The sequence below is a fragment of the Actinomadura sp. 9N407 genome, from assembly GCF_044326315.1.
Taxonomy (GTDB): Bacteria; Actinomycetota; Actinomycetes; order Streptosporangiales; family Streptosporangiaceae; genus Spirillospora.
Window position 1 is genome coordinate 255,740 of record NZ_JBIRAW010000007.1, and the last position, 19,503, is coordinate 275,242.

The following is a 19,503-nucleotide window of genomic DNA, read 5'->3' on the forward strand; positions in this document are numbered from 1 at the left end:
AGCGTGGACACGCCCATCCGGCGCCCCGCCGAGCAGGCGACGCGCGTACGCGACCTGCGGGCCTCCGACGCCGACCGAGAGCGCGTGGTCAGCGTTCTAGGCGAGGCCCTCGCCGACGGCCGGATCACCATGGAAGAGCACTCCGAACGGACGACCCGCGCCTACGAGTCCCGCACCCTGGGCGAGCTGACCGGTATCACCGGCGACCTCAGCCCCGAGGAGTCCCAGCCGATCCTGGTGGACGACCGCCCCATCTCGGCCTTCTTCGGCCGGATGCGCCGCGAGGGCCGCTGGGTCGTCCCGGTCAAGCTCCCGGTGCTGGCCCTGTTCGGCACGGTCGAACTCGACCTGCGCGATGCCGTGCTGCAGCGCCGCCACATCGTCCTCGACTCCCTGGTCATCGGCGGCCGGATCCGCCTGATCGTCCCCGAGGGCGTCCAGGTCAACGTGACGGGCCGCACCATCCTCAGCACCCGCGAACTCCGCACCCGCCCAGCCGACCAGGGCCCCACCATCGAGATCGGCGGCACCCTGATCTGCGGCTCCATCAAGGCCAGAGCCCCCAAACGCTCCTTCCGCGACCGCATGAGAGCCCGCCGAGGCCGCTAGGGGTATTTACAGTATTTGCCTGGGGGACCACCCCCAGACCCCCAGGCGGACCGTTCGCCCCCTGCGCTCGCTGGCGCTCGCTCCGGGGCGCGCTCGGATCCGTGTGGGGGGCGGGAGCCCACCACCGGAACCGAGCGCGCCCCCCTTCGCGAGCGCAGCGAGCGAAGGGAGGCGCGAACGGTCCGCCCGGGGGTTAGGGGGGTGGCCCCCTAGCTAGCAGAGTCGAAGTTGATGGTGCTGTAGGCCCTCAGCTTGTTGAGGCGGTGTTCGCTGGCGACGGTACGGATGGTGCCGCTGCGGGAGCGCGTGACGAGCGAGTGGGTGAACGCCGAGTCGCGGCCGTACCGGACCCCGCCGACCAGTTCGCCGTCGGTGATGCCGGTGGCGGCGAAGAAGACGTCGTCGGAGGTGACGAGGTCGTCGGTGGTGAGCACGCGGCCCAGGTCGTGGCCGGCGTCGATCGCGCGCTGCTTCTCGGCGTCGTCCTGGGGCCACAGCCGGCCCTGGATCACGCCGCCCAGCGCCTTGATCGCGCAGGCGGCGATGATGCCCTCCGGGGTACCGCCGATGCCCAGCAGCAGGTCGGTGCCGGTGCCGTCGCGGGCGGCCATGATCGCGCCGGCGACGTCGCCGTCGGTGATCAGTTTCACCCGGGCGCCGGTCTCGCGGACCTCCTTGACCATGCCCTCGTGCCGGGGGCGGTCCAGGATGACCACGGTGACGTCGGACGCGGAGGAGCCCTTGGCCTTGGCGATCGCGCGGATGTTGTCGGCGGTCGGGCGCTCGATGTCGACCACGTCGGCCGCCTCGGGCCCGGTGACGAGCTTCTCCATGTAGAACACCGCGGACGGGTCGTACATCGAGCCGCGGGGCGCCACCGCGAGGACGGCGATGGCGTTGTTCATGCCGAGGGCGGTGAGCCGGGTGCCGTCGATCGGGTCGACCGCCACGTCGCACTCCGCCCCGCTGCCGTCCCCGACCTCCTCGCCGTTGAAGAGCATGGGGGCGTTGTCCTTCTCGCCCTCGCCGATGACCACGACACCCTTCATGGACACCGTGTTGATCAGCTGGCGCATGGCGTTGACCGCTGCGCCGTCGGCGCCGTTCTTGTCGCCTCGGCCGACCCAGCGGGCCGCCGCCATCGCGGCCGCCTCGGTGACCCTGACCAGCTCGAGGGCCAGGTTGCGGTCCGGAGCGGCGGGCTCGGTGGCGAGCGGGGAAAGGATAGTGTCATCGGACATGCGAGGCAGCCCTTTCGGTCAGTTGGTGACACGAATTGTCCGGGGGTCGGTGCCGCGCCACAAATTGGACCAGACCAGCGGTCCGCGCCGGGTCCGGGCCTCCGGGCGTGGACCCGATTTGGTATCCGCCCGCGTAAGGGATCGTTTCCCCGGCGCGAGAGGGCGTAATCTCAGCTTCCATGAGCAGCGACATCGATCTCTCGACCGGCGGCCTGACCGCGGACGGGAGCCCGCCGCCCGCGAGCGGCCAAGGGGGTGCGGCGGGGGACCCCTCCGCGAGCGGGGCTTCCGTCCGGACCTCTGACCGGGGGGCGGCGACGCGCGGCGCCTTGCTCGCGGCCGCCGGTGAGGTGTTCTGCGAGTCGGGCTTCGCCCAGGCGGCGGTGACCGACATCGTCGCCAAGGCGGGCGCCAGCGTCGGCAGCCTCTACCACCACTTCAACGGCAAGGCCGACCTCTACCTCACGCTGTTCGACGAGTGGCAGGGCCGCCAGCAGGAGCGCACCCGCGAGGCGATCAACGCCGCGCGGGAGGCCGGCGAGAAGGACCCGATGCGGCTGTTCGTCGCGGGCGCTCGCGCGTACCTCAACGGCTGCCTGGCCGAACGGTACGTGGCGCGGCTCTTCATCTCCGGCGACGGGCCGCCCGGTTTCGACCGGGTGATGCGGCAGCGGCTCGGCAAGTGGGCCCGGCGCAACGCCGCGCTGTTCCACACCGCCGACGGCGGCGTGGACGAGGCGCTGGTCACGGTGCTGACCGGGGCGATGGCCGGGGCGGTGTCGGAGGTCTCGGCGGGCGACGATGTGGCGGCCGCGCGCCGGCGGGCCGACGACATCATGGCCATCATCAGCACGATCAGGCGCCCCGGTTCGGAGCATTCCTGACCGTGCGGGATCCTGGAGGGGTGACCGACGAGACCACCACCCCGTCCACCCAGACCGAGGACGCGCCCGAGCGCGGGCCCGCCGATGGCGGGCGCGGGACGGTGCACGTCAGTCCCGGGGTCTACAAGCGGCTGACCTCCGGGCTGGGCGGCTTCACGCTGGCGATGGCCGCCTGCCTGGCGCTGGTGGGGATGATCTATCTGATCACGCCGCGCAGTGACGAGGAGGTCCTGCCGACCGTCGACTACGGCACGCAGCTGTGGGCGATGAGCAGTGACGCCCCGTACACCGTGTACGCCCCTGAGGGGCTGCCTGCGGGATGGCGGGCGACCAGCTCACGCATGCACGGGCTCGGTACGGGCGGGCCGGTCGCGTGGCATCTGGGCTTCGTGACGCCGTCCGACGAGTACGCGGCGCTGGAGCAGAGCAACGAGAAGCCCTCGGCCTACATCCCCCGGATGACCAACATCAAGAAGTCGATCGGGACCCGGCAGGTGAACGGGGTCGCGTGGACCCAGCACCACCGCAAGGACAAGAAGGCGTACTCGCTGGTCCGCACGCTGCCGGAGGGACCGACGCTGGTCGTGACCGGCACCGCGTCGTTCGACGAGCTGGCCGTGCTGGCGGGCGCGCTGCGGCCGCAGGAGAAGGGCGGGCCGGCCAAGCCGATCCGGCCGACCTCCTAAAGCCGCCCCTGGAACCCCGGCCTCCCGAACCCGTCGTCCTAGAACGGGGCGGGGCCGCCCTCGTCGCCGTTGCCGGGCCTGGCCATCGCGGCGGCGAGCCGGGCGCGCGCGCCCTCCAGCCAGTCCTCGCAGATCGTGGCCAGCTTCTCGCCGCGCTCCCACAGGCCGAGGGACTCCTCCAGGGTGAGCCCGCCGGTCTCCAGCCGCTTGACGACCTCGGTCAGCTCGTCGCGGGCTCGCTCGTACGACATCGGTTCGCCGGGCACTTCGGATTTGGCTTCGGTCGCCTTGGCTTCGGTCACACGGCAACCCTACGACCCGGCGGTACCGGAATCGGTGATCTCGTCCACGGTCACGGCGAGCCGCCCGTCCGCGAGCCGGACCAGGAGCCGATCGCTCTTGGCGGTGCCCGCCGCGTCCCGTACGACCGACTCGTCCTCGCGCTGGACGATCGCGTACCCGCGTTCCAGCGTCGAGGCGGGGGACAGGGCCAGCAGACGGGCCCGGGTGTGCGACAGCTCGTCGCCGGATCGGTCGAGCGCGCCCGACAGGCATCGGCGGGCCCGGTCGCGCAGCGCCATGACCTGCTCGGACTGCCGTTCGATCTCGCGGACCGGATCGGCCAGGGCAGGCCGCGAGCGGACCGACTTCAGCCAGGCCAGCTCCCGTTCGACGCCGCCCGCCAGCACCCGCCGGCCCCGGTCGCGCAGCTGCCGGACGAGCTGGAGCTGCTCCCGTACGTCCGGTACGACCTTCTTGGCCGCGTCGGTCGGGGTGGACGCCCGCACGTCGGCGACCAGATCGAGCAGCGGAGCGTCCTGCTCGTGGCCGATCGCACTGACGACCGGGGTACGGGCCGCCGAGACCGCCCGGACCAGGGCCTCGTCGGAGAACGGCAGCAGGTCCTCCATCGAGCCGCCGCCGCGGGCGATGATGATCACTTCGATCTCCGGGTCCGAGTCCAGCCGGCGCAGCGCCTCCATCACCTCGCCGACGGCGTACGAGCCCTGAACGGCGGTGTTCTCGACCCGGAACGCCACGGCGGGCCAGCGCCGCCGCCCGTTCTGCAGCACGTCGTGCTCGGCGTCGGAGTCACGGCCGGTGATCACCCCGACCTTGCCGGGCAGGAACGGCAGCGGCCGCTTGCGCTCGGGCCGGAACAGGCCCTCGGCGGCCAGCACCTGCTTGAGCCGCTCCAGCCGGGCCAGCAGCTCGCCCACGCCGACCGGCCGGACCTCGATCGCGCTGAGCGAGAAGGAGCCGCGGTTGATCCAGAAGTCGGGCTTGGCGTGCACCACCACACGGGCGCCGTCGGTCACGGCCGGGCCCGCGGCCTCGATCACCGCGCGCGGGCCGACGACCCGTACCGACATGTTGGCCACCGGATCGCGCAGGGTCAGGTAGCAGGTACCGCCCCTGATGTTGAGATCGGTGATCTGCCCCTCGACCCAGATGCGGCCCAGCTTCCCGATCCAGCCGCCCACCGCCTGCAGCACGGTACGTACCGGAACCGGGGACTCCGCCGTGGTCTCCATCGCCATGGCACGCCAGCCTACGTGCCGTGACAGGGCAGTGCGGTGTCGTGCCGTGCGGTGCCGCAGCAGTGCAGTGCCGCGACAGTGCAGTGACAAGGCTCACGGTGGGGGCAGCCCGACCAAGTTAGCCTGGCTAAGTAACCGAGAGAGGTGACGACGGTGAAAGCTCCCGATCCCAGCACCGGCGACACGAGCGACAACACGGGTCCTAGCACGGGCGACGACCCAGGCCGGGAACTCGCCCGGCAGCTCAACCACCGGCTCCGCAAGGTCGTGCTGCTGCTCCGCCAGGTCAGCGCCGACCACCCGATCACCAGCCAGCAGGGTTCGGTGCTCGGCTCGCTGGAGGCCGGCCCGCTGCGGATGACCGCACTGGCCGCCGAGCACGGCGTCCGGCTGCCGACCATGACCGCCCAGGTCAACCGGCTCGAGCGGGACGGCCTGGTGATCCGGGGCCGCGATCACGCCGACGCCCGCGTGGTCACGGTCGAGCTCACCCGGCTCGGCCGGACCCGGCTGCTGGACACCCGGGAGCGCCGGATCGCCTTTCTCGCCGGCCGGCTCGCGGACCTCAGCGAGGACCAGCGCGCGGCGCTCGCCGCCGCGCTGCCCGCGCTGGACACCCTCTTCGCGCCGCCGGACCGGCCGTGTTCATAAGTCCCGGCCCACGGTTCTCGCCTGGCGGCTGTGTTCATAAGCCCCGGCCCACGGTCCTCGCCTGGCGGCTCGCACCGTGACCGTGCCTTGTGCGAGCGCGGCATCGCTTCGCGATCTGGCCGGTGAGGCTCGCCTCCGGCTTTGCCTCACCGGCCAGGTAACGCGCTCGCGCGGTGGTTGAGGTCACTGACAACACTGACAACGCAGAACGGCCCCCGGGAGAACCCGGGGGCCGTTCTTCTTGCTCGTCAGCTGAGGCCGTTGAGCTTGGCGATCCTGTTCTCGTACATGCGCAGGACGTCCTCGCGGGCGGCGTGCTTGCGCTCGTACTCGCGCAGCAGCTTCACCTGGTCCGATGACAGCCCGCGCAGCCGGGCGCGCAACTGCGGCAGCGTGGCGGCGTCGTAGTTCGGCACCGGGAGCTCCGCGGCCACCTTCTCGGCCTCGGCCGGCGCCGCGGGCTTGACCTCGGGCTTTGGCTCGAACGGAGCCTCCTCCGCGGCGGGCTCGGCCGGCTTGGCGGGCTCCGCCGCGGGCTTGGGCTGGGGCTTGGGTGCGGGCTTCGCCTCGGCCTGCGGCTTGGGGGCGGGCTTCGCCTCGGCCGGGGGCTTGGGCTTGCCGACCGAGATCTCCTCGCCGGCCTTCGGGGCGGCCTTGGCGGCGGCAGGCCCCGGCTTGGCGGCGGGGCTCGGCTTGGCGGGGGCGGTGGCCACGGCGCGGGTACGGGTGGACGCGCGCTCGGGCTCCGGCTCCGGCTCGGGCTCGCCGCCGCGGACCCGTTCCACCACATGCCCGACGACCTTGCCCGCGGTGTGCTGGACGTCGTCACGGAACCGCCCGATCACGGGCTTGACCCCGGCACCCTCGGTGATCTCCTTGTAGTCCTTGGTGACCCGGTCGCTCAGCAACAGTGCCCTGCCCACGCCGAACATGGCAAGCCGGACCGCGTGCAGCGGGATGTCGCGGACCTGTTCGCCCACCGAGTCCCGGACCTGCTCCTTGAGGCGGCGCGGCGATTTCGTCATCGTCTCCATCTCCCTGCTGTCCCGCTCGTCAGGCACCGTCTGTCGCTACCACTCTGCTGTCGCTATCACTCTGCCGCATGGCCTCGGCGGCGGGCACCCCGGGTTACTGGATTTCTGGTCAACAGCCCGTGCGGTCAGTCACATCTGGCCCCCGCACCCGCCCTCGTGCCGTGCGGGACGCCTGGTACGGCTCGTACGATGGACGCATGACGTCCAACAGCCAGCGCCGTGTCCTGCTCGCCAAGCCGCGTGGTTACTGCGCGGGCGTGGACCGGGCCGTGGAGGCGGTCGAGATCGCCCTGGAGAAGTACGGGGCGCCCATCTACGTGCGCAAGCAGATCGTCCACAACGTGCACGTCGTGAAGACCCTGGAGGAGCGCGGCGCGATCTTCGTGGAGGAGACCGAGGAGGTACCCGAGGGTGCCATCGTGGTCTTCTCCGCGCACGGCGTCGCCCCTTCGGTGCACGCGGAGGCCGAGGGCCTGAGCCTGCGCACGATCGACGCCACCTGCCCCCTGGTGACCAAGGTCCACAAGGAGGCCGTCCGGTTCGCCAAGGACGACTACGACATCCTGCTGATCGGGCACGAGGGGCATGAGGAGGTCGTCGGCACCACCGGCGAGGCCCCCGACCACATCCACCTGGTCGACGGCCCGGACGACGTGGCCAACGTCAAGGTGCGCGACCCCGAGCGCGTCGCGTGGCTGTCGCAGACCACGCTGTCGGTGGACGAGACGATCGCGACCGTCGAGAAGCTGCGGGAGCGGTTCCCCAATCTGATGGACCCGCCCTCGGACGACATCTGCTACGCCACCCAGAACCGCCAGGTCGCGGTCAAGGACATCGCCGCCGAGGCCGACCTGGTGATCGTGGTCGGCTCGACCAACTCCTCCAACTCCGTCCGCCTGGTCGAGGTCGCCCTGGAGCACGGAGCGAGCGCGTCCTACCTGGTCGACTACGCCGAGCACATCGACGAGGCCTGGCTGGAGGGCGTCACCACGGTCGGCGTCACCAGCGGCGCCTCCGTACCGGACGAGCTGGTCCAGGGCGTCCTGGCCTGGCTGGCCGAGCGCGGTTACGGCGATGTCGAAGAGGTCGAGTCCGTCGCGGAGAGCATGCGCTTCGCCCTCCCGCACGAGCTCCGCAGGAACCTGCGCATCACGCCCGTCGGCTGACCCGAGCAGCGGCTCGGTCGGCTTCGCCGTCCAGGCGCGGGCCCGGAGTCAGGTCGGGTCGGCCCGGAATCAGGGGCGGGCTCCGTCAGGCGCGGGCCGGGCTCAGGACGGGTCTTCGCTGCGTTCGGGCTGGGCCTTCACGGCGCGGTGGGAACGGGGCGTCGCGGGCGGTTCCTCCCAGCGGACCGGGTTCTCGTTCTCCTCGGTCTCGAACAGGCGGCTGCCCGCGAGCCTGCCGCGCAGCTCCCGGATGTTGGCCGGAAGCCCGCGCGGAACGGTGATCGCCAGCACCAGCACCGTCCCGCCGAACAGCCAGGGCGCGGTGGAGGCCAGCGAGGCCAGCACCCCGAGGGCCGCGCCGCGCAGCATCGAGGGCTCGCCGATCGCGGTCACGGTCTCCGCGATCAGGGTGATGACCAGGAAGACCGCCGGCGGGCTGACCGCCAGCGTCAGCAGGTCGGCCGGGCGGGTGGCCAGCGCGGCGAGCACGCAGCCGATCGCGAAGCCGGCCCCGGCCAGCAGCGGCGCGTCGAACCAGCGCGCCGGCAGCGCGCCGAGCAGGCCCACGGCGAACAGCACGACGACCCCGCCGCGCCCGGTGAGGGTGATCGCCGGTCCGGAGCGGGCGGCGGCGCGGCCCCGATGACCTCGCACTCGACCCCCAGCCTCCGGCGAGGAGCCCGAGGGAGCCTCGCGAATCGTCGTCGTACTCATGACCACCTCTCCCGCCGGTCGTTCTGGTCGGGAATGGTGTGTCCGCCGAAACTTACCGGTTCGCCGGTCGGCTCGTCTTCGGCCGGCCCGTGCTCGGACAGCCCGTGCTCGACCGGCCCGTGCTCGGCGGGCCCGTCGTCGGACGGCCCGTCCTCGGTCAGCTCGGCCGCCGACAGCGAGCGCGGGCTCTCCTCGACCGGCTCGGGGCCCTCCAGGGGGCCGTCCACCACTCCCAGTTCGTTCAGCTTGCGGGCGCTGACCAGGACCCGCGTCTCCAGCGAGCCCACCGTCCGGTTGTAGGACTTCACGGAGTTGGTCAGCGAACGGCCCAGCTCGTCGACGTGCCGGCCCATCGTGCCCAGCCGCTCGTACAGCTCCTTGCCCAGGTCGAACACCGCGCGGGCGTTGCGCGACAGTGCGGCCTGCTGCCAGGCGTACGAGGCGGTGCGCAGCATCGTGATCAGCGTCGTCGGGGTCGCGATGTGCACCCGGCGGCGCATCGCGTACTCCAGCAGGCCGGGGTCGTGGTCCAGCGCGGGTGCCAGGAACGCCTCGCCGGGGATGAACAGCACCACGAACTCCGGTGCCGGGCTGAAGGCCTGCCAGTACGACTTGGCCGCGAGCCGTTCGACATGGTCGCGCAGGTGCCGGGCGTGCGCTTCCAGCCGTACCGGATCACCGGTCTCCGCGGCGTCCAGGTACGCGGCGAGCGAGACCTTGGAGTCGACGATGATGTTCTTGCCCCCGGCGAGCCGGACGACCATGTCGGGGCGTACGGTCCCGTTCTCGGTGACGGCGGTAGCCTGCTCGTCGAAGTCGCAGTGCGGGCTCATCCCGGCCAGCTCGACGACCCGGCGCAGCTGCAGCTCGCCCCAGCGGCCCCGTGCCTCGGGACGTTGCAGCGCCCGGACGAGCGCATGGGTCTCGCCGCGCAGCTGCTCCGAGCTCTGCCGGACGAACTCGACCTGCTTGGCCAGCATGGCGTGCGACTCGCGGCGGCCGGTCTCGACCTCGCGGAGCTGCTCCTCGACCTTGGCGAGCGTCTCGCGCAGCGGGCCGACCAGGTGCTCGACGGCCTGCTTGCGGCGTTCCAGCTCGCCCGCCGCCTCGGCGCCCGCGGTCTTGAACCGGGCGTCGGCCAGCTCCAGGAACCGCTGGTTGCTGGAGTCCAGAGCCTTGGCCGAGAGGTTCTCGAAGTGCTCGGCCATCCGGTCCTCGGCGTAGGCGAGCTTCTCCTCGGCGGCCCTGGCCCGGGCGATCAGGTCGCCCTGCCGGCCGGTGGCGAGCGCGAACCCGACCACCGCGCCGAGCACGGCCCCCAGGGCCAGACCGGCGAGCAGCGCGAGATCCATCCGTTCATCGTGACAGCGCGAACGGGCCTTACCGGTGCGACGCGCCGGGACAGCCATCGCACCGGACATTAGACTCAGTGTTCACTTACATCCTCATATCCCCAAAAACGGCATATCCCTGAGAGGTATGTCCCTGAGAACGGTGCAACCCCGGCGCCGTCGAGCCGCCCGCCCGTAGCAAGGCCGCCTGCAGCGAGCCCGCCCCTGGCGAGCCCGCCCGTAGCGAGGAGGACGCCATGACGACCAGGACCGAGCCCCCCGCCCTCAGCCCCGTGGCCCGTACGGCGGCGGAACGGCGGGTGCTGAACGCGCTCGCCCTCGAACCCGGCGGCCCGCCGAGCCCGCAGGCGCGGATCGCGGGCAAGATCGTCCGGAGCGTCCTGATGACCTTCTGGGGCTCCCTGCCGGACACCGATGACGGACTGCGCCGCTTCCAGCGGGCCAACGACCTGTTCAGCCGCGTCCAGACGGTGCCGCGCGGTGTCTCCATCGCACAGGAGGACCTCGGTACGTGCACGGCCGAGTGGGTCCGGGCCGGTGCCCCCGACGAGCGCAAGGTCTTCCTCTACCTGCACGGCGGCGGGTACTTCTTCGGCAGCGCGCGCCTCTACCGCCCGTCCAACTGGCGGCTGTCGGCGGCCACGGGACGTCCCGTACTGGCCCTGGACTACCGGCTCGTCCCCGACCACACGCCCTCCGACGCGCTGGAAGACGCCCTGGGCGCGTATGACTTCCTCCTGCGTAGCGGGTACGCGCCGGGCGACATCGTCGTCGGCGGCGACTCGGCGGGCGGGCACCTCGCCCTGGCCCTGCTGCTGGCGCTCAAGGAGCGCGGCACCGGCCTGCCCGCGGCCGCCGTCTGCCTGTCGCCGTGGGTCGACCTCCGCTGCGAGTCCGACTCGCACCGGCTCAACGCGCGCAGCGAGTCGGTCATCCCGGCGCGCAAGCTCGCCTGGCTCGGCCGCCGCTTCTGCGCCGACCTGACCGAGAACGACCCGCTCCTCTCGCCCCGCCGCGGCGACCTGACCGGGCTGCCGCCGATGCTGTTCGTGGCCAGCGGGTCGGAGATCCTCCGGGACGAGACCCGCGACGTGGCCGAACGCGCGCGGGCCGCCGGCGTCCAGGCGGTCTACCAGGAGTGGGACGGCATGATGCACGTGTTCACCGTCTTCTCCGACTACGTACCGGAGGGAAAGGCGGCGTTCCGGCACATCGCCGAGTTCCTGCGCGGCGCCGAAGCCTGAGCGCCGGGGCGGGTGTTCACCCGGCCGTCGTCCGCGGAGGTCCGCGGGGCCCATAAACTTGTGCGCCGTGAGCCTCTCCATCGGAATCGTCGGTCTGCCCAACGTCGGCAAGTCCACGCTGTTCAACGCGCTGACCAAGAACGACGCGCTGGCCGCGAACTACCCGTTCGCGACCATCGAGCCCAACGTCGGCGTCGTCGGCGTCCCCGATCCGCGGCTGGACCGGCTGGCGGAGATCTTCGATTCGCAGAAGATCCTTCCCGCCACGATGGAGTTCCTGGACATCGCCGGGATCGTCAAGGGCGCCTCGGAAGGGCAGGGACTGGGCAACAAGTTCCTCGCCAACATCCGCGAGACCAACGCGATCTGCCAGGTCATCCGGGCCTTCCACGACCCCGACGTGACCCATGTCGACGGCGACACCGACCCGCTGCGCGACATCGAGACGATCAACACCGAGCTGATCCTGGCCGACCTCCAGACGATCGACAAGGCGCTGCCGCGGCTGGAGAAGGAGACCCGGACCAAGAAGGACAAGGACCAGCTCGCGGTCCTGGACGCGGTCACCGCCGCGCGCAAGCTGCTGGACGACGGCACCACGCTGTTCGCGGGCGCCGACCGCGCCGGGATCGACCTGGCCCGGCTGCGCGAGCTGCACCTGCTGACCGCCAAGCCGTTCCTGTACGTGTTCAACCTCGACGAGGAAGAGCTCACCGACGAGGCCCTGCGGTCCCGGCTGCGCGACATGGTCGCCCCCGCCGAGGCGATCTTCCTGGACGCCAAGATCGAGGCCGAGCTGATCGAGCTCCCCGACGGGGAGGCCCTGGAACTGCTGCAGAGCATGGGCCAGGACGAGTCCGGGCTGTCGCAGCTGGTCCGGATCGGCTTCGACACCCTCGGGCTGCAGACGTACCTCACCGCCGGGCCCAAGGAGGCCCGCGCCTGGACGATCCCCAAGGGCGCCACCGCCCCCGAGGCCGCCGGGGTCATCCACACCGACTTCCAGCGCGGCTTCATCAAGGCCGAGATCGTCTCGTACGACGACCTGACCGCCGAGGGCACGATGGCCGCCGCCCGTACCGCCGGCAAGGTGCGCATGGAGGGCAAGGAGTACATCATGCGCGACGGCGACGTGGTGGAGTTCCGCTTCAACGTCTGACGGACGGTGCCTGACGGACGGTGCCTGACGGGACGGCTTCAGTGTCAGGCGCCTGGCAGACCGTTTGACGGACGGCGCCTGACAGTGAGCGCCTGACAGTGAGCGCCTGACACTGATGGGCAGCGCGCGGGCCACGTTCTCCTGGCTCGCGGGTCGACCCGATGCACGGTGATTTGTCGCGAATTCGACACGATGTCGGATTCAATGGGAAGAGATTGCGCTCCGCCGCGCCATGTGGTGACCAAGTACCCACCTGAATCGGGGCGCTTGTCCGGAACCCGCTTTCGCACGTCGTTCGGAGTCTCGGATAGGGGATCGTCACCGTTTGGCAATCCAGCCCGGCACGACCGAACTGGATCGCCTTATCCACAACCGCGCGCCGGGGCTGTGTTTCGCCCCGATGCGCTGGAACAATTGACCCTCGTGGTTACGCTGGGCCCGAGATGGGTTCGCAAGGCCGCACCCGTACACGATCCGTTGCACAGATGACCGCGCCGACCGGGGGCGAGGCGCGAGCGGAGGCAGGATGGCTCGCAGGTCGGCCGTGGGACACGGCCGTGAGACCGCTGTGGTCGAGGAGCGCGCTCCGACGGCCGCCGATCCGTGGCGGGCGAACGGCGCGGACCGGCCCGCCGGCGGCGACCGCCCGCGCGGCGGCCGCTGGGGCGGTTCCGGTGGCCGGTGGTGGGTCTGGCTCGGCCGCGCCGTCCTGTGGGCCCTCGTCATCGTCATCCTCGTCAACGGCATCCGCGCCCCGTTCCAGCGCTTCACCGCGGACGAGACCCCGGCCACCGGCGGCACCACCGCCCAGAAGGGCCCCGGCTTCCCCTCGAGTGCCGCCGGCGCGTACGCGCTGCAGTTCGCCAGCGTCTACCTGAACTACGACCAGAAGACCGCGGCCGCCCGCGAGGCACAGCTGCGCACCTTCATCCCCGACGGCGCCGACGGCCAGTTCGGCTGGAACGGCGTCGGCCGCTCGCAGGTGCAGTCCGTCCAGGTCGCCGGAGTCGACGCCCGCGACGCCAACAACGCCGTCGTCACCGTCCTGGCCCGCAGCCAGGACAAATGGTTCCGCCTCGCCGTCCCCGTCTACGCGGACAAGGGCGCCCTGGTCATCTCCGCCCGCCCCGCCCTGCTCCCGCCGCCCGCCAAGGCGACGCTTCCGCAGCAGGGCGTCCAGGAGCGCGACGCCGCGCTGGAGAGCGAGCTGGCGCCGGTACTCGGCACCTTCTTCCAGGCGTACGCTCGCAACGAGCAGGCCACATTGTCACGGTTCTCCACCGGCGCACCCATCACGGGGCTGTCCGACTCCGTCACGTTCGTTCAGGTCAGGGAGGTCATCGCCCCCACCGGCGAGGCGGGCGAGCGCACGGTCACCGCGACCGTCGCCTGGCAGGTCCCCGGCCTGGCCGCCGGTGGAGAGCTGGAGCAGACCTACGAGCTGGCGATGGTGAAGAAGGACACGACCTGGTTCGTGAAGGACATCCGCGGTACCACCGAGCCGGGTGCGTCATGACGGGCACAGCGCGTCACCGCACGCGGGCCCCCAGACCAACCGCCGACCCAGGAAGGTAATCAGTCGATGCTGCACGAGATGATGGCGTCGATCCCGTTCGAGGTCCTGGCCGCGCCGGGCGACGAGCTGAAGACAGACGACCTCGCCGACTGGCTGCGCCAGATCTTCGGCCCGCTCTTCCTCGTGATCGTCTCCATCGTGGCGATTTTCTTTCTCTTCACCCGCGAGATCACGCGGTTCGTCCAGTTCATCCTGCTCGCCGTCGGAATCGGGGTGGTCTTCTACGTCCCCAACATCATCGAGGTCACGGCCAAGGCGATCGCCAAGGCCCTGGGAGTCGACTTGACCTGACCTCGGCGAACACCGAGGACCGGCGTCACTGTGCGCGCACAGTTAGGGGAGCAGGGGCGTGGATCTACCCACGTACACGAACATCTGGCGCATCGAGAAGAGGCTGTACAAGCTGTACGACCTGCGGCTCCCGATGCCGCTGCCACTGGTCCAGATCGGCGTGTTCGCCGGCGTGTTCGTCCCGTGGATCCTGCTGCTGAAGATCGTCGGCATCCCGTTCGAGTCCCCTTGGCACGTTCTCTACATCGTCCCGCCCGGCGTCCTCACCTGGCTGGCCACCCGCCCCGTGATCGAGGGCAAGCGCCTCACCGAGCTGCTCCTCTCGCAGAGCCGTTACCTCTCCGAGCCTCGTACGTGGTGCCGCCTGACCCCCATCCGCGAACCCCGCGAGGTCATCGTCGTGGCCCGCGTCTGGCGCCGCCCCCAGGCCCCCGCGCCCGTCGCCGCCCCCGAACGCGCCGCCCTCAAGACCCGTCGCAGGTCGCGCAAGAGTCAGCACGTCGAAGAGACCCCCGCCGCGACTCCGGCCTTCACCCCTACCGCGGCGCTGGCACCCACCCCCGCCACGGCGTCCGCGCCCCGTCCCCTCGCCGAGCACGCCGTCCCGCGCGCATGGGGGACCCTGGGCACCGAAGACGACGTCCGCGTCGCCGGAGCCCCCGCCGAGCCCGCGGCCCCCGCAAAGCCCTGGCGCCGCCCCACCCGCGACATCAGCCACGAAGAAGAGGCCCTCCCGCCCACGGCCGACCTCGAACACCCTCCCGCCACCCCTCGACTCGAGCTCGGCACCTCGGGCAAGCGCGCCTTCGCCTCCGGCATCCGCCGCCCCGGCAGCGCCCCCGAATTCTGGAAGACCCCCGAGCCCGCCGCCTCGGAACCCGCAGCCTCGGAACCCGCTGCCGAAACGCCCTCCGAGAGCGTTCCCGACTCCACCGTCGAACCCGCCACCCCGGCTGCCGGTCCCGAGGCCGTGCCGACTCCGGACGGCGCGCGCAAGCCGGCCGCCGACCCCGTCCCGGCCGCCGACCCCTTCCCCGCTTCCGAAGTCGCGCCCGCCACCGGCGAATCGCCGCGCGAGGCCGTTCCGGAGCCCGCCTCCGGACGCGCCAATGCGAGCACCACACCGGCCGGCCCTGAGACGGTGCCGTCCATCGAGCCGCAGCCCCAGACCGTTCGAGCCTCCGAGGCCGAGCCTGCGGCTGCTTCCGCCGGAGCCCCGTCGAGTGCCGTTGCGAAGGCCGCACCCGAACGGGAATCCGCTGCCGAAGGCGAGACGGGAGCCGGGGTCCAGGAGCGCGGGCAGGCCGTGCCGGATTCTGCCACCCGGCCGGATATCCCGCAGCGGCAGGCGGCGCCGGTGCCGCGGCCTGACATCCCGCGGGCCGCCCGGCCTGAGGTCCGTCCGGCGACGCCGACGAGGCCTGATATTCCGATGGTTCCGGGTGCCTTCGGGGCCGCGCCGGGGCAGGACCGTACCGAGCCGGAGGAGCCGCCGAGGCGGGAGCCGCCCAAGCCGTGGTCGAAGGAGCTGTCCAAGCCGTTGCGTTCCGCGACCACCGATGCGCTCGTCTGGCCGGCCGTGCCGGCGCCGCGTTCCGACCAGTCGGCGGAGGCGGACGCGCCGGAGCCGCCCCGTCCCGCGGAGCCCGAACGGCCTGCGGCGGGCCATGCGGGGACGATGCCGATGTCCGGGCCGCCCCGCGGGGCCGTACAGGAGGAGCCGCCTCCCGCCCCTGCGCGCGAGGTACGGTCGGGGCCCGCGTCGCCGATCCGGCCGCGTCCGCTGCCGCCACCTCCGGCGGCGCCGCCGTCCGAGCCGGCGATCACGCCGCCCGACCCCGAGCACGAGACCGGCGGGGGCGGGCTGCGCAGGCTCATCCATGCCGTCGGCGGCGGCCATGGCGAGGCCGACGCCGAGTACCAGCAGCGCCTGCAGCAGCCGTTCCAGGGCACCCGGCACATCGTGGTGCTCGGCTGCACGGGGGGAGCGGGGCAGACCGTGACCGCGCTGATGCTGGGGCACACTTTCGCCCAGCACAACGGGGAGCCGGTCGTCGCGGTCGACGTCAACCCCGGGCCGGGGGCGCTGGCGCGGCGCACGCGCAGCGAGACCAACGAGACGCTGACCGGTCTCATCACGCGCGCCGACCAGGTCAACAGCCTGACGGCGATGCGCCGCTACACCTCGCAGGCCAAGTCGGGCCTGGAGGTCGTCGCGGCCGGCAAGAACCCGCTGCAGGCCCTGGACGACCGTGACTACGCGCTGGCGATCCGTACGATCGACCGCTTCTACTCGGTCACGCTGCTGGACGCGGCCGCGGCCGTGGTGGCGCGGGTGCTTCCGTACGCCGACCAGATCGTGCTCGTCGCACCTGCCAGCGCGGACGCACCGCGCGCGGTGGCGATGACGTTCGAGTGGCTGGACGGCCACGGCTACGGCGAGCTGCGCTCGCGCGCGGTGACCGTCATCAACGGGGTGAGCCGCCGCAGCATGGACGATGTGGAGCAGGCCGAGTCCGTCGCTCGCGGCCGTTGCCGGGCGCTGGTACGGATCCCGTGGGACGATCATTTGAGCATGGATCGCGCCCCGCGCAACGAACTCAGATCCCTGCGCGCCCCCACACGGCGCGCCTATCTCGCCCTCGCCGGCGTGGTCGCCGGCGGGTTCGCCGTAGTGCCCGAGCGTTACCAGGAGCTTCAGCAGGAGCAGGAGCAGGAGGCCACGCGATGAGCCCCGTGAGCGGCGGGAGCTTGCGACCAGAGCGACGAGGGAAGCCGGTGCGCATGGACGGCCGTGAGCCGCTGAGCGGAGCGAAGCAATGAGCAGGGCGTCGAAGGTGCGGGCGACGCGGCTGGGTGTGCGGTACTTCGACGACCGGGTGCTGCTCACCGACAACGCGGCGTGGGCGTACTTCCGGTTGCCGACGGTGTCGTACGAGTTCACCACCGGCGAAGAACGCGAGGCGCTGGCGACCAACATCACGATCGCGCTGGCCGGGATCCGGATGCAGGACGCGGAGATCCATCTGCGGATCGCGCACCGGACGTACCCGGCGGCCGACTGGGCGCTGGCACTGGACAAGACCTCCGACGGCGGCTCGGGCTGGCGCGAGTACCTGGAGGAGACCTACGCCCATGTGTGGGCCAAGGACTTCTGGACCAAGGAGGTCTACCTCGGCGTACGGCTCGGGCCGCGCGGGGTGGGCGCGCAGTTCTCCGGTGGGGTGCTGGCGCAGTGGCTCGGCTTCTACAAGCGCAGCGAGCAGGTCCTCGGCATCAACGACGACGCCATCGACAAGAAGGAGATCTCGCGCTGGACCGATCAGGCCGAGCGCGTCGGGCGGGCGTTGGGCGGGTCCGCCCTGTACGCGCGGCACGCGGCGTCCACCGAGGTGGCGTGGATGTTCCAGCACGCGGTGACCGCGTCGCTGGCGGATCCGCCGCCGTCGGCGGTGCCGCGCCGTACCTGGGGCAAGGGTGAGATCGAGGCGCTGATCGAGGGCGCGATCCACAACGGCCGGTCCTACCTGCGGGTCGAGCAGCCCAACTTCAACGGGGTGGGGCCGGGGGTGACCGCGCAGTCGTACGTGGCGTACCTGTCGTTCGCCCGGTTCCCGGACATGATGCCGTTCCCGGACGGGGAGCCCTGGTTCCACTACGCCGACGCGCTGCCGTTCCCCGTCGAGATCAGCTCGCGGATGAAGCTGATCCCGCCGGCGAAGGCGTCCAAGGACGTCTCGCGCAAGCTCGCGCACGCGCGCGACATGGACCAGCACATTCGGGAGGCCGGCGCGGAGGCACCGATCGCGCTGGCCGAGCAGATCGACGCCGCGCGGATGCTGGAGCACGGCATCACCAAGGAGCGCCTGCCGTTCGTGTACGGGTGGCACCGCCTGATCGTGTCGGCGCCCACCGAGGAACTGCTGGCCCAGCGGGTGGACGCGGTGGTCGAGCACTACCGCGACATCGGCATCGACGTGGTGAACTCGACCGGTGACCAGTTCTCGCTGTTCATGGAGACGCTGCCCGGCGACCGGCTCCGGCTCAACGCGTACGCGCAGCGGCAGCCGCTGCGGACGATCGCGGGCGGGATGCCGGTGGCGACCGTGGACCTCGGTGACCGTACCGACGACAACGGCGAGGGCTGGATCGGCCCGTACATCGGCGAGACGCTCGGCCGGGCCCGTTCCATCGTGCACTTCGACCCGCTGGTCGCCGCCGCGCGCAACCGTCCGACCGCGGTGGCCATCACCGGCGAGCCGGGCGGCGGCAAGACCACACTCGCGCTGCTGCTGATCTATCAGATGGCGCTGCGCGGCGTGACGATCGCGGCGATCGACCCCAAGGGTGACGCCGAGGCGCTGGTCGAGCTGCTGCGCGGGCGCGGCAGGAAGGCGCGGATCCTGCCGCTGGGCTCGGCGGCGCCGGGCCTGCTCGACCCGTTCTCGTTCGGCGACGATCTGGCGGCCAAGAAGACGATGGCCACCGAGACGCTGCGGCTGCTGCTGCCGCGGATGTCGGAGGAGCGCGAGTCCGCGATGATCCAGGCGGTCGGCGCGGTGGCCAACGCCGAGCGCCCCTCGCTCGGCCGCGTCGTGGACCATCTGGAGGCCTCCGAGGACCCGGCGTCCAAGAACCTCGGCGCGGTGCTCCGCTCGATGTCGGAGATGCGGCTGGCGCGGTTGTGCTTCGACCCGTCCGGCGGCGAGCGCATCGACACCGCCGGCTGGACGACCGTGTTCACGCTGGGCGGCCTGACGCTGCCCGACGTGGCCATCTCCCGGGAGGACTACTCGTACGAGCAGCGCCTGTCGGTCGCGCTGATGTACCTGGTCTCCCAGTTCGCCCGGAGGCTGATGCACGGCATCGACCGGCGGCTGCCCAAGGCGATCTTCCTGGACGAGGCGTGGGCGATCACGTCGACACCGGAGGGCGCCAAGCTGATCCCGGAAGTGTCGAGGATGGGCCGTTCCCGCAACACCGCGCTGATCCTGGTGTCGCAGAACGCCGGGGACCTCCTGAACGAGCAGGTGACCAACTGCCTGTCGTCGGTGTTCTCGTTCCGTTCCTCCGAACGCGTCGAGGTCGGCAACGTGATGTCCCTGCTGGGGGTGGAGACGTCCGACGAGCACAAGGCCGTCCTGCGCAACCTCGGCAACGGCGAGTGCATCTTCCGCGATCTGGACGGGCGGGCCGGCCGGATCGGTGTCGACCTGATCTCCGAGGAGCTGCGGCGCTGGCTGGACACCAACCCGACCCGGTCCCACCCGGGCTCGGCCGAACTCGCGACCTCGGGGGCCGAAGCCACTCAGGGGCAAGGTGGAGTTGGGTGAACAGGAGAGGTCAGTCGATGAG

General features: G+C 71.6%; 17 protein-coding genes. 11 read left to right on the forward strand and 6 right to left on the reverse strand.

The genetic code is table 11. From position 1 onward, the window contains the following. The first annotated feature begins 3 nt into the window (after positions 1-3). Positions 4-609 (forward strand): DUF1707 domain-containing protein, encoded by a 606-nt coding sequence (locus tag ACH34Q_RS13905; protein WP_395983282.1) that lies wholly within the window; start codon positions 4-6, stop codon positions 607-609. A 209-nt stretch (positions 610-818) separates the two neighbouring features. Here the strand turns inward: ACH34Q_RS13905 and glpX are convergent, their stop codons facing one another. Next, on the reverse strand, positions 819-1,850 hold the full coding sequence (glpX, locus tag ACH34Q_RS13910) for a class II fructose-bisphosphatase (protein ID WP_395983283.1): 1,032 nt from the start codon (positions 1,848-1,850) through the stop codon (positions 819-821). Between the two features lie 179 nt (positions 1,851-2,029). Between glpX and ACH34Q_RS13915 the strand changes: the two genes are divergently transcribed. After that, positions 2,030-2,734 carry a TetR/AcrR family transcriptional regulator gene (locus tag ACH34Q_RS13915; protein WP_395983284.1) on the forward strand — a complete coding sequence of 235 codons (705 nt, stop codon included), beginning with the start codon at positions 2,030-2,032 and terminating at the stop codon, positions 2,732-2,734. Between the two features lie 20 nt (positions 2,735-2,754). Further along, a complete protein-coding gene (locus ACH34Q_RS13920; protein ID WP_395983285.1) occupies positions 2,755-3,420 on the forward strand; it encodes a DUF4245 domain-containing protein in 666 nt (221 codons plus the stop codon). A gap of 38 nt (positions 3,421-3,458) precedes the next feature. Here ACH34Q_RS13920 and ACH34Q_RS13925 read toward each other — a convergent pair whose 3' ends face one another. Continuing rightward, complete coding sequence (locus ACH34Q_RS13925; protein ID WP_395983286.1) at positions 3,459-3,722, reverse strand: exodeoxyribonuclease VII small subunit; 264 nt, start codon at positions 3,720-3,722, stop codon at positions 3,459-3,461. A 9-nt stretch (positions 3,723-3,731) separates the two neighbouring features. Further along, positions 3,732-4,961, reverse strand: coding sequence for an exodeoxyribonuclease VII large subunit (gene xseA / locus ACH34Q_RS13930; RefSeq protein ID WP_395983287.1), 1,230 nt, complete (start codon positions 4,959-4,961; stop codon positions 3,732-3,734). A gap of 153 nt (positions 4,962-5,114) precedes the next feature. Between xseA and ACH34Q_RS13935 the strand changes: the two genes are divergently transcribed. Continuing rightward, positions 5,115-5,612 (forward strand): MarR family winged helix-turn-helix transcriptional regulator, encoded by a 498-nt coding sequence (locus ACH34Q_RS13935; protein WP_395983288.1) that lies wholly within the window; start codon positions 5,115-5,117, stop codon positions 5,610-5,612. Positions 5,613-5,860: 248 nt separating this feature from the next. On the opposite strand, the gene ACH34Q_RS13940 is transcribed toward ACH34Q_RS13935, so the two are convergent. Beyond that, positions 5,861-6,673 carry a hypothetical protein gene (locus ACH34Q_RS13940; protein WP_395983289.1) on the reverse strand — a complete coding sequence of 271 codons (813 nt, stop codon included), beginning with the start codon at positions 6,671-6,673 and terminating at the stop codon, positions 5,861-5,863. Between the two features lie 170 nt (positions 6,674-6,843). Between ACH34Q_RS13940 and ACH34Q_RS13945 the strand changes: the two genes are divergently transcribed. Beyond that, a complete protein-coding gene (locus ACH34Q_RS13945) occupies positions 6,844-7,812 on the forward strand; it encodes a 4-hydroxy-3-methylbut-2-enyl diphosphate reductase (RefSeq protein ID WP_395983290.1) in 969 nt (322 codons plus the stop codon). A 102-nt stretch (positions 7,813-7,914) separates the two neighbouring features. On the opposite strand, the gene ACH34Q_RS13950 is transcribed toward ACH34Q_RS13945, so the two are convergent. Beyond that, entirely contained in the window at positions 7,915-8,466 is a 552-nt protein-coding gene (locus ACH34Q_RS13950; RefSeq protein ID WP_395983291.1) for a DUF6542 domain-containing protein, read from the reverse strand. A 56-nt stretch (positions 8,467-8,522) separates the two neighbouring features. Next, a complete protein-coding gene (locus ACH34Q_RS13955; protein WP_395983292.1) occupies positions 8,523-9,878 on the reverse strand; it encodes a DNA recombination protein RmuC in 1,356 nt (451 codons plus the stop codon). Positions 9,879-10,114: 236 nt separating this feature from the next. Between ACH34Q_RS13955 and ACH34Q_RS13960 the strand changes: the two genes are divergently transcribed. The 6 genes from ACH34Q_RS13960 (at position 10,115) to ACH34Q_RS13985 (ending at position 19,481) form a co-directional block, all read left to right on the forward strand. Next, positions 10,115-11,122, forward strand: coding sequence for an alpha/beta hydrolase (locus ACH34Q_RS13960; protein WP_395983293.1), 1,008 nt, complete (start codon positions 10,115-10,117; stop codon positions 11,120-11,122). Positions 11,123-11,189: 67 nt separating this feature from the next. Next, positions 11,190-12,281, forward strand: a complete 1,092-nt coding sequence (gene ychF / locus ACH34Q_RS13965; RefSeq protein ID WP_395983294.1) for a redox-regulated ATPase YchF — start codon at positions 11,190-11,192, stop codon at positions 12,279-12,281. Positions 12,282-12,807: 526 nt separating this feature from the next. Continuing rightward, on the forward strand, positions 12,808-13,797 hold the full coding sequence (locus tag ACH34Q_RS13970) for a conjugal transfer protein (protein WP_395983295.1): 990 nt from the start codon (positions 12,808-12,810) through the stop codon (positions 13,795-13,797). 66 nt (positions 13,798-13,863) lie between these two features. Then, the gene (locus tag ACH34Q_RS13975) at positions 13,864-14,148 is read left to right on the forward strand and encodes a hypothetical protein (protein WP_395983296.1); all 285 of its coding nucleotides are present in this window, start codon (positions 13,864-13,866) and stop codon (positions 14,146-14,148) included. 58 nt (positions 14,149-14,206) lie between these two features. Beyond that, positions 14,207-16,879, forward strand: coding sequence for a TcpE family conjugal transfer membrane protein (locus ACH34Q_RS13980; protein ID WP_395983297.1), 2,673 nt, complete (start codon positions 14,207-14,209; stop codon positions 16,877-16,879). A gap of 88 nt (positions 16,880-16,967) precedes the next feature. Further along, positions 16,968-19,481 carry an ATP-binding protein gene (locus tag ACH34Q_RS13985; RefSeq protein ID WP_395983298.1) on the forward strand — a complete coding sequence of 838 codons (2,514 nt, stop codon included), beginning with the start codon at positions 16,968-16,970 and terminating at the stop codon, positions 19,479-19,481. Positions 19,482-19,503 lie beyond the last annotated feature (22 nt).

Coding starts and splice junctions, on each gene's coding strand:
- glpX (WP_395983283.1), bottom strand. CDS start 1,850: ATGTCCGATGACACTATCCTTTCCCCGCTCGCCACCGAGCCCGCCGCT.
- ACH34Q_RS13915 (WP_395983284.1), top strand. CDS start 2,030: ATGAGCAGCGACATCGATCTCTCGACCGGCGGCCTGACCGCGGACGGG.
- xseA (WP_395983287.1), bottom strand. CDS start 4,961: ATGGCGATGGAGACCACGGCGGAGTCCCCGGTTCCGGTACGTACCGTG.
- ACH34Q_RS13945 (WP_395983290.1), top strand. CDS start 6,844: ATGACGTCCAACAGCCAGCGCCGTGTCCTGCTCGCCAAGCCGCGTGGT.
- ACH34Q_RS13955 (WP_395983292.1), bottom strand. CDS start 9,878: ATGGATCTCGCGCTGCTCGCCGGTCTGGCCCTGGGGGCCGTGCTCGGC.
- ACH34Q_RS13960 (WP_395983293.1), top strand. CDS start 10,115: ATGACGACCAGGACCGAGCCCCCCGCCCTCAGCCCCGTGGCCCGTACG.
- ACH34Q_RS13970 (WP_395983295.1), top strand. CDS start 12,808: ATGGCTCGCAGGTCGGCCGTGGGACACGGCCGTGAGACCGCTGTGGTC.
- ACH34Q_RS13975 (WP_395983296.1), top strand. CDS start 13,864: ATGCTGCACGAGATGATGGCGTCGATCCCGTTCGAGGTCCTGGCCGCG.
- ACH34Q_RS13985 (WP_395983298.1), top strand. CDS start 16,968: ATGAGCAGGGCGTCGAAGGTGCGGGCGACGCGGCTGGGTGTGCGGTAC.